The 9,745-nt window shown below is 57.2% G+C and carries 11 protein-coding genes; all 11 read left to right on the top strand.

Annotated features, from left to right (window positions below; all coding sequences use genetic code 11):
- A partial coding sequence (locus tag VMU57_RS15485) for a PRTRC system protein B (protein ID WP_325385002.1) occupies positions 1-536 on the top strand: 536 nt, incomplete at its 5' end.
- Positions 537-589: 53 nt separating this feature from the next.
- Positions 590-1,417, top strand: a complete 828-nt coding sequence (locus VMU57_RS15480; RefSeq protein ID WP_325385000.1) for a PRTRC system ThiF family protein — start codon at positions 590-592, stop codon at positions 1,415-1,417.
- A gap of 653 nt (positions 1,418-2,070) precedes the next feature.
- Positions 2,071-4,908, top strand: a complete 2,838-nt coding sequence (locus VMU57_RS15475) for a vitamin B12-dependent ribonucleotide reductase (protein WP_325384999.1) — start codon at positions 2,071-2,073, stop codon at positions 4,906-4,908.
- A 139-nt stretch (positions 4,909-5,047) separates the two neighbouring features.
- Positions 5,048-5,290 carry an AbrB/MazE/SpoVT family DNA-binding domain-containing protein gene (locus VMU57_RS15470; RefSeq protein ID WP_325384997.1) on the top strand — a complete coding sequence of 81 codons (243 nt, stop codon included), beginning with the start codon at positions 5,048-5,050 and terminating at the stop codon, positions 5,288-5,290.
- Positions 5,287-5,685, top strand: coding sequence for a type II toxin-antitoxin system VapC family toxin (locus tag VMU57_RS15465; RefSeq protein ID WP_325384995.1), 399 nt, complete (start codon positions 5,287-5,289; stop codon positions 5,683-5,685). Before VMU57_RS15470 ends, VMU57_RS15465 begins: the two co-directional genes overlap by 4 nt.
- Positions 5,686-5,806: 121 nt before the next feature.
- Positions 5,807-6,079 (top strand): hypothetical protein, encoded by a 273-nt coding sequence (locus VMU57_RS15460; RefSeq protein WP_325384993.1) that lies wholly within the window; start codon positions 5,807-5,809, stop codon positions 6,077-6,079.
- A gap of 685 nt (positions 6,080-6,764) precedes the next feature.
- Entirely contained in the window at positions 6,765-7,025 is a 261-nt protein-coding gene (locus tag VMU57_RS15455; RefSeq protein ID WP_325384991.1) for a hypothetical protein, read from the top strand.
- A 2-nt stretch (positions 7,026-7,027) separates the two neighbouring features.
- Entirely contained in the window at positions 7,028-7,429 is a 402-nt protein-coding gene (locus tag VMU57_RS15450; protein WP_325384989.1) for a DUF6573 family protein, read from the top strand.
- Between the two features lie 160 nt (positions 7,430-7,589).
- Positions 7,590-8,690: a hypothetical protein gene (locus VMU57_RS15445; RefSeq protein ID WP_325384987.1), complete on the top strand. Its 1,101-nt coding sequence runs from the start codon at positions 7,590-7,592 to the stop codon at positions 8,688-8,690.
- Between the two features lie 173 nt (positions 8,691-8,863).
- Positions 8,864-9,427: a hypothetical protein gene (locus VMU57_RS15440; RefSeq protein WP_325384985.1), complete on the top strand. Its 564-nt coding sequence runs from the start codon at positions 8,864-8,866 to the stop codon at positions 9,425-9,427.
- Positions 9,424-9,745: hypothetical protein (locus VMU57_RS15435; protein WP_325384983.1), on the top strand; the 322-nt coding region annotated here is incomplete at its 3' end. The genes VMU57_RS15440 and VMU57_RS15435, both read left to right, overlap by 4 nt.

Below are 9,745 nucleotides of genomic sequence, written 5' to 3'. Positions count from 1 at the left end.
TATTCACGCTGGTCGAACAATTGCGTGGCGCGCTACCGGTGGAGTTCCTGCGTGCTCATGTTCTCGTGCGCACGCAAGAAGCTATTGTCTGGTGGGCACCGTCCGCGATTCGGCCCATGTTCTACACGAAGGAAAAGGGTAGGGAAGTTGCCGGGCTTTCCGGCAAACGGTACCCGCAACCGGGGCTGATCTTCCGCCTTCAGGGCAACAGCCTCGATGTTCGGGCGGTCGCCTGTCATGATCGTCCCGAGCCTCACACGCCACTCTACCGCGCTCCCTACTGGAATGTGAATGACAGAGGCGACGTGTGCCTGGGCACGGCCCGGACTCCGAAGAACGTCACCGTGGAGTCCCTGCCGCTTTGGGAGAAGGCGTTTTTCGAGAGCGAGTTCACCCACCCCAATGCGGCACACAAACTCACCGAACATCCCGGCGGCTTCGTCGGACTCTGGAAGTCGCTGGCGGGGAAAAGGCGGTTTCCGGCGGAGTATCTGGCCGATGCCAAGGAGACCTTGGGTCAGCTCATCCAACGCTAGACCGTGGACGGAAATCTCCATGGCTGGCTTGCACGGCAGCCTGGAGGCTCCTCATGAAGATTACTCACCAGCTTTCAAACGGCAGTTACTACCGGCGCGATCTGAGAATTCTGCTGATCGGCTCCGGAGGCAATGGCAGCGCCGTTCTCTTCGGCCTTCCCTACCTCCACCATGCGTTGGTAGCATGGGGAAAAACCGAAGGACTCAGTGTCACCGTCATGGACGGCGACAGTGTTTCGGCGACCAACTGTGTGCGCCAGCCCTTTGGCGCGGCCGATATTGGCCAGAACAAGGCCACCATCCTTGTTCATCGCATCAACCTGTTCCACGGTCTGGCATGGAGGGCCGAGGAGAGCTATTTCTCAAAGAATCGAAACACTCCCCTCTCGACGTATGACCAGACCATCGATTTTGTTATCAGCTGTGTCGATACGCGCGCGGCCCGACGTGAAATGCATGAAGCATTTCGTACAAAATCTGGTCCATGGCGGCATGTCCGTTATTGGCTCGATCTTGGCAACGATGCCAGCAGCGGACAGTTCGTGCTGGGTCAGCCGCTGAACGATCTCAATCGAAAAAGCCGGACCCGGCTTCGCACCGTAACCGAACTCTTTCCCTTAATCATGGATACCTCCCAGGGCGAAGGACCGCTTCCGAGTTGCTCCGCCGCCGAGGCACTGGAACGTCAGGAACCGTTCATCAACAACGTGCTGGCCACCAGTGCGCTCGCGATGCTGACTCGATTGCTCCGCTATGGCGTTCTCGATCATCATGGCGCGTTTTATAACGCGGAAAGCGGCCGTTCCGTGCCCTTGCCCATCGATCCCGACGTTTGGGAAAAACAGGCACGCCGCCGACGCAGACTGGTGGCAGCCGCCTAGTCTCGCAGTTCAACTGCTGTGCGAACCGGATCCTTCTGTCGTGCGTGCTCGGCGCTTTATTTGGATGAGAAGCGTACCAGCTATCCTGGCGATATCCGTCCTGCTCGCCAAGGCATTCGTGGCTGACGAGGTCCATATGAAGTACACATAGAATCGCTGATTCCATCCAAGCAATATCGTGATACGTGGATCTGGATGTCCGACAATGCTCTCAGCAGATTGATCAATTCATAGCTGGTAGCTACCCGAGATCGCATGCCTCCATCAGCATCGCCGTATCAAGCGAGGATCGAAAAGAAATGCGTGTGGTCTCCCGCTTTCGTGTGTTTGAAAGGACGGTCCGGGGCCGTAAGAAGCTGGTATTTTGCGGCGATGACGGAGGGTTTTACCGGCTTGGTGATCTCCGCAATCTGGAGTACACAATCGAGGAACTGGCAATGAGTTCCCCTCAATCGGAGACTGCGGCGACTCATGCCAGCTTGTTCGCGTAGCGATATGGACCAATACGGCCCTGAAGTGTCCCGCTCGTTTTATTTCCATCTTTGGGAGATAAATCATGTATTTCCCGGTCGATTTGGCCGAATTTCAGACCTGCATTACAACCTACCCATCGCGGATGGGATCCGCGAATCACCATGAAAGGGAGGCCCCAGATGGCCCATTCAACTACCACATTCGAAGGACTCTCTTTCGACCGTGTTTTAACGTCCGAGGGCATCGATCCACTCGATGCAGTCTCCTGGGAGCATCGGGACGCAGTGATTCAGGACAGCAAGGGCAACACCGTGTTTGAACAGAAAGGCGTCCGTGTTCCGGCTAGTTGGTCGCAGATCGCCACCAACATCGTTGCCTCGAAGTACCTCCACGGCAAAATCGGAACCGAGTCGCGGGAACAGGGAGTGGACGCGCTGATCCATCGCGTCGTCTTCACCCTTAGCAACTCCGGCCAGGCGCAGGGATACTTTGTGTCGACAGCAGACGCCAAAGTATTCGAGGCCGAACTGACGGCCCTGATGGTCCACCAGTATGCTGCTTTCAATTCGCCGGTCTGGTTCAATGTCGGTTGCGAGACCCTTGAGCCTGAAAATCAGGCCAAGAGCTGGTACTGGTCGGCTGAGTTCGATCAGGTTGTGCAGGGAAGGGAAGGCTACCGGAAGCCGCAGTGCTCCGCCTGCTTTATCAATTCTGTCGACGACTCGATGGAGTCGATTCTTACCCTGGCGAAGACCGAGGGGATGCTCTTCAAGTGGGGCTCCGGAACGGGCACCAACTTTTCGGCCATCCGCGGTTCCATGGAAAGCCTCTCGGGCGGCGGAACCGCCTCTGGGCCGCTCTCATTCATGCGCGGCTATGACGCCTTCGCCGGCGTCATCAAGTCCGGCGGCAAGACCCGCCGCGCCGCCAAGATGGCGATTCTCGATGTAGATCATCCCGACATCGAGGATTTCATTACGTGCAAGAGCAGGGAAGAGAAGAAGGCGCAGGCCCTGATCGCGGCGGGCTTCGATGGCAATGGGCCGGACTCGGAGGCATACGCTTCGATCTTCTACCAGAATGCCAACAATTCGGTTCGCGTCAGCAACGAGTTCATGCAGGCGGTAGAGAACGGTGCAGACTGGGAACTCCGAGGCCGGGTGGATGGATCATCGGTCAAGATGGTCAAAGCACGGAATCTCTTCCACCAAATTGCGGAAGAGACCTGGCGCTGCGGCGATCCGGGGATGCAGTTCGACTCCACCATCAACGACTGGCATACCTGCCCGTCGTCCGGCCGGATCAATGCGTCCAATCCATGCTCCGAGTACATGTTCCTGGATGACTCCGCGTGTAATCTCGCATCGCTAAACCTGATGCGCTTCGCGAGCGCGGATGGCTTCGATGTAGAGCTCTTCCAGCATGCGGTACGCATCCTGATCGTAGCGCAGGACATCCTGGTCGACATGGCCGGCTATCCAACCGAGGCGATTGCGAACAACTCTCACGACTATCGTCCGCTTGGGTTGGGCTACGCGAACCTGGGCGCATTCCTGATGAGCCAGGGGCTTGCGTATGACTCCCACGAAGGCCGAGCGATGGCGGCCGGCATCACCGCTCTCATGGGAGGAACGGCCTATCGAGCTTCGGCAGAGATCGCCGCGGCGCGAACGGACCTGCTGGGGGCAAATCCAGCGCTCGGCACTGGTCGCAGCGGCGCGTTTCCCGGTTTTAGCGGGAACCGTGAAGCGTTCCTGCGCGTGATCGCGAAACACCGCGCATCGGCACAGGTCTTGTTGGGATTCCCAAGCATTCCCAACCGGCTCCTCGAAGCTTCCGTTCATAGCTGGACCGACGCAGAACGGATCGGACAAAAGACTGGTTTCCGCAACGCGCAGGTCACCGTGCTTGCCCCGACCGGCACCATCGGCTTCATGATGGACTGCGACACGACAGGGATAGAACCAATGCTCGGCGTCGTTGTCTTCAAGAAACTGGTCGGCGGCGGTCATCTCACGCTACCCAACCAGGCAGTTCGCAATGCGTTGACTCGTCTGGGTTATTCAGATGATGAGATGAATGTGATCGAGGCCTTCATCAAGCGCAACAGTACCATTGAAGGAGCCCCGGGTCTCCGGGACGAGCATTTGCCCGTCTTCGATTGTGCGTTCCGGCCCAGCAACGGCAAACGCTCCATCCACTGGAAAGGCCACGTCCTGATGATGGCGGCAGTGCAGCCGTTTCTCTCAGGCGCGATCTCAAAGACGGTCAACCTGCCGTCCGAGGCGACGGCCGACGAGATCGAGGAAGCGTATCTCGATGCCTGGCGGTCCGGACTTAAGGCAGTTGCAATCTACCGCGACGGCTCCAAGTCCTCGCAGCCTGTCAGCGCCAACGCGGAAGCCAAGCCTGAAGCCAAGCCTGTGGTCGATGAAGCTCCCGCCGACCTGTCAGGTCCACCGGCAGCCAACCGGCACCGTCTGCAGGATGAGCGTTCGGCCATTACGCACCACTTCTCCATTGCTGGGCATGAGGGATATCTCAAGGTTGGGCTATATCCCAACGGCCAGCCGGGCGAGATCTTCGTTCGCATGGCCAAGGCGGGATCAACCATCGCCGGCATGATGGAGTGCTTTGGTACGGTCGTCTCGGTGAGCCTGCAGCACGGAGTGCCCCTCAAGGTGCTCTGTGACAAGCTCTCCCACAGCCGTTTTGAGCCGTCAGGCTGGACCGGCAACGAGGAGATTGGCTACGCAAAATCCATCATGGATTACCTCTTCCGCTGGATGGAGCTGCGTTTTCTGTCAGGACGACAACTACCCCTGTTCGACGCGGCGGGTACACAGAAGAACGCTGGCAGGGAACTCAACCAGACCCCTGCCAGCGTGTCCCGCTTCCTCCATGATGCGTATGAGGGAGGAGATGCGCCGCTCTGCTCGACGTGTGGGGACATCATGGTGCGCAATGGAAGCTGCTACAAATGCATCAACTGTGGGGGAACCAGCGGCTGCTCGTGAGGGGCGGCCGCTGATCTTTTCGAGTCAGAGGGAAATGGTCGAGGCATAGAGTGAAGACGGCGAACTCCCGGCTTAAACATCTCTGACGCGTCACAAACGCTTTACATTTGCTAGAATGTAAAGCGAGGAGTCGTTAGCCGTGGAAGCCATCCTTAGCAGCAAAAATCAAGCTACCATCCCTAAATCGGTGCGGGAATATTTAAATCTGAAACCAGGCGATCGATTCAAGTTCTTCTTCCAGCCGGATGGGACCGTCGTCATTCTTCCCAAGATCCCGCTATCGAGGTTGAAGGGCAGTGTACCTAAGCTCGACCGGCCTATCTCCATTGAGGAAATGAACCTCGCAATTGAAGCCGGCGCGACGGAGCGCCGCCGCCGATGATCGGTCTGGACACAAACGTCATCCTGCGCTATTTGCTCCAGGACGACCCAAAACAGACACGCCAAGTCAACCAAATCGTTGATCGACAGTTGAGCGAGCAAAACCCGGGGGTTATCAATCTGGTTACGGTGCTCGAGGTTGTTTGGGTCTTGCGCAGCCTTTTGAAGCAGACCCCTTCCCAAATCGCCTCTCATGTGGAAAATCTCCTCGCCGCAGACTTCCTCGAAGTTCAAAACGAGCAACAGGTCTTCGAGGCTGTTTTTGCTCTCAAGCGCGGCACCGGAGAGTTTGAAGATGCCTTGATCGGAGCGCTGAATGCCTGGACAGGTTGCTTTCATACATTGACGTTTGATCGAAAGGCTGCTCGCTTGCCTCATTTCCAAGCGATCGTCTGATCGGATTCGAACTGAATGGTTGGAATGGTTGTTCTCGTTGCCTGGAAGTGGCCGCAACCTGCGGCATTGCGTGGACGCTGCGTAGTGCGAGGCATTCTGCCGCGGCAGATTGGGCGTGCTTGTGACGAAGCTCAAATCTGTATCGATCGAGCCATTGAAGCGCGTGGCCTTGGAGCATCTTCATCCGCAGGCCAAGCCGTTGGATTCTGAGCCAAACGAGATATGGAAAATGCTCGGCGGTGATGAAGATATTCGCCGCATGAGACGAAATGCTCATATTCTGGCGGTACTGGCTGCGTATGTGCAGTGCTGGAACTTTACGTCACCCATTGTGGTGGTTGAGAAAATCCCATCAAGATGCGCTGCTGCTGAAGCGCTGGTCGTTTTGGATTGAGCTTGGATTCTGGCTCTCTGGGATAGCTCTGGAAACATCCTTCCATGTTCACTTAGCCGCGTCGTCCTATGTGCAGGCTGCGGTTGCTGTATGAGCCTGGTTTCTTTGCGACGTTGGGACTCGTGGTTTTGGTCTTCAACCGCATGATCTCGTAGGGTACTGCCGATGGGACGGCGGATCCGGTCACGTGACTACGCCGAACTGTCATCGGGACGACTTCCAGACCGCACCGCCTCTACTTCATCGGTTCACGCCAAGGTGGAAGCCACATTGAAATTCGTGGGCAAGATCGGCAGATCGTCTGCTTGAAACTCCGTGGCGAAGTATTCCGCAATCTTCTGCTCATCGCTGCGACGAACGTGTGTGGTGATACTGATGCGCGCTTCAAAAGCAGACGCGCATTGTTCTTTTGTGCAGTTTGTAGAGCGGCCCCTCCTGGCAGGTAAGGAGGGCCTCGTTGTTTGCCCTGGAGAAATCATGTGCTTCGATGTCCTGTTTGTTTTGTTCGCGCGGTGCTGATCTATGCAGAGGCATTGCTGACCCGCTTCTTCGGTAATACAACCACCACTCTGCTGCTGGTGATTTCCCCGTTCGGTCTTTGTTTGCTGACGGCTGTGCTTTCGTGGGCGCGCTCTTCGTTCGTGCCGTTTATCGGTAAACCGCTCATTCCTATAAGGAGGATTCCATGCAAAACTCCCAACTCTATGCTGCACCGCGTGTCGCAGATACTCCTACAACTCTTTACCGTTTTCAAGTCCGCCTTTTACTGGCGATTCTGATCACCTTTTTTGATGCAGCAGTCATGGTTTCGTCCGGCCCTGTGCTTTATGAGGCAGCTCGGACAAATCCGTTCTACATGGCCGGGTTGATTGTCCCCGCAATCAGCCTTCTCGGGACGCTTGCGAGAGTCTGGCTGTTGACGCTCAGCCTTGCGGCGAAGGGGTGAAAATGGACTCCATCTTCGCAACCGCTGAACTCATCTCCTCCTACACTCGCAGCCAGGCGATCGAGGATGGCGTCCTGATCGATATGACTCAGGAGCCGTTTGGACGATTGTCGCGAGAAGCCGGCATTCGCTGGCCCATTGCGATGACTGCTGCTGCGTTTCAGGCATTTGTCGCCGTGTCCGATGCCAGAGGTCACGCTTGCCAGGATATCCGTGGAAGATGGTGGGACGTGGTGTGCATGTTTCGACGTACACGCCAGGAAGTCTCACCGACAGAAGCCCGCTGGACACTCCAGGTAAGAGATCCGGACGGGCGGACGCGAAAGAAATCATTGAAGTGTGTCAGCGGCCCCTCCGATGACCTCTCCCCCTGTCTTACCTTTATGTTGCCAGACGAGGACTGACCATTCGTAGACCGCCAAGCTAATCACTCTTCCGGCCAGGTGCGGTGATGCAGTCGCGTCATTGCTCTTGTGCCGCCGTCATGCCCCTTCGCGTGTGTCCAGTATCCATGGGCGCACGCGAAGTTTTTTTTACTCGATACAAACCCTAAGGAGAATGCCCATGCTTTTGACTATGCAATCGAAAACCGCAGCGCACCATAAACTTGAAGCCCTGATTGCAACAGGCCGTGCGACGGCCGGCAATGTCGTCGACCACGTGATGAACAACCAGCCCAGTGACCGTCTGGCGCGCGCCAGCGATCTGGAGTTCCAGACCAATACCGAGACGCCGGCGATCACGGTCGTCTACCCCGACAAGGGCGCTTTGGAAGGCAAGGTGGAACAGAAGCTCCACCGTAATGCGTTGACCCAGATGGCGCAGACTTCGGAATTGCCACTGAAGTTTATGGACGCTCTCCAGCACACCACTGCGCCCTGGGGACGCGAGTTGCTGGCCCACAACCTGAACACTGTGTTCCACAACCGTATGCCGAAGAGCCGCTACCTTCTCCGGTCGCTCGGCGGCGAACTTCGCGGATTCCTCTCCGACCGTTACCGTAGGCTGGATTCGCGGCCGATCGTCGAGGCGTTCGCTACCGCCGTACAGCGGAAAGGTGCTTTGCCCTATGCCGGTTATGTCACTGATACGAAGGTGGCGATCCAGGCAATTATGCCGGAAGTCTACGAGCCAATCCCGGGCGAGATGGTCGCCTACGGACTGAGCCTCGAGAACTCGGACTTCGGCAACGGCGCACTTTCCGTTCGCGCCTATCTGCTCCGCATCTGGTGCTCCAACCTGGCGATCACCCAGGAGGAGATGCGGCAGGTCCACCTCGGCAAGCGTCTGGACGATTCCATGCTCTACTCGAATCGCACCTACGAGCTCGATGCGAAGACAACGGTGAGCGCGCTGCGAGACGTCATCGACGGGCAGCTTGATGCAGACGCGCTCAAGCGCCGCATGGAGGCTATCCGGCACGCCAACGATCAGGCTGTCGAACCACAGCAGGCAAAAGAGACCTTTCGCAAGCTGTTGCAGAAGGGAGAATCGGAAGCGGCTGCGCAGGCCTTCGAATCGCAGGATACCTACAACTTGCCGGCGGGCAACACGAACTGGCGCTTGTCGAACGCTATCTCCTGGATCGCTGGACAGGTCACCGATGCCGAGCGGAAACTCGATCTGATGAAGATTGCCGGGGAGGTACTTCCCAAGGCGTCATAAATGACGCGGGTGCATGGAAAGGAGATCTATGCACCCCGTCCGGCTACATCTAAAGGCATTTCCGTGCGCCATTTGTGGCGCCACGAAGGAATATTTTTCAAGAAAGTAAGTTGTATCTCGGCCTATACTGCGGTTGATCGGTATTTCAATCCTTGTTGGGCAGATGCTCGCGAATGCCGCCAAAGGGTCATAGCTGGAAAGATCTGACATGGAGCTGGGCCTGCTCGACCGGGGATCCGGCTTCTGATCAGGCATTGGAGAGCGCTGCGCAGGCAGCTTGGCCCTACGCTCTTCTATGCGCCTGGACCTTCCTGAATGATCAGGATGCGGCGTACGACCTGATGGACCATGCGATGCAGAATGCATCCGCCTACTTTACCCGTCACCGGGAAGTTCTTTCGGAGACGCTCACCGCGCGCATCAAGAGCGTTCTCCGTCGTCGCGCGAGGCAGCTTGCCGTCAGGCAGGGCCGGGAGTTGTCGTATGGTTCGCTGCAAGACCTTGAAGGCCTCTATGTTGGGCAATCGGAGGTCGAGCAGCAAGCGATGGCAAACGAGATGTTCGCGCGGCTGTCGCCGTTTGCGCAATCCGTGGTTCGCCGGCGGTGGCTGGGATACACCTGGAGAGAGATTGCCCGGCAACTAAATCTGGATCATACCGTGGTACGTCGTGCATACTTTCGGGAGTTGGAGTCGTTGCTGCTAAGCCTCTCCCGGTCTGGAGATTCTCCCCAATGAGAAGACTGTGGCCCTGGTCCTCGCGTGCTGAGGATCATCTCGAAGCATGGATTGCGAAGCGGCATCAGGAACGGGTGCTTGCCGGTGAATCGAACCCCACGGGTCCTTGCCCTGATGAGGCCTTTCTGCGCGGGCTGGCTCGGCGCTCTAAAGCGATTGACATAGCCGATCCGCGTGTCGATCACGCTGCGAGCTGTCCCGCGTGTATGAGCAGGTTGCTCATTCTCCGCTCGGAATACCATTCGCAGCAGCGGAAGATGCAGGTTGCGTTTGCTGGAGCTGCGTGTCTGATTCTCATTGCTTCGCTTATTGTGGTGC

Source organism: Edaphobacter sp. (assembly GCF_035532915.1).
Classification (GTDB): domain Bacteria; phylum Acidobacteriota; class Terriglobia; order Terriglobales; family Acidobacteriaceae; genus Edaphobacter.
This window is presented reverse-complemented; position numbering and strand designations above follow the sequence as displayed.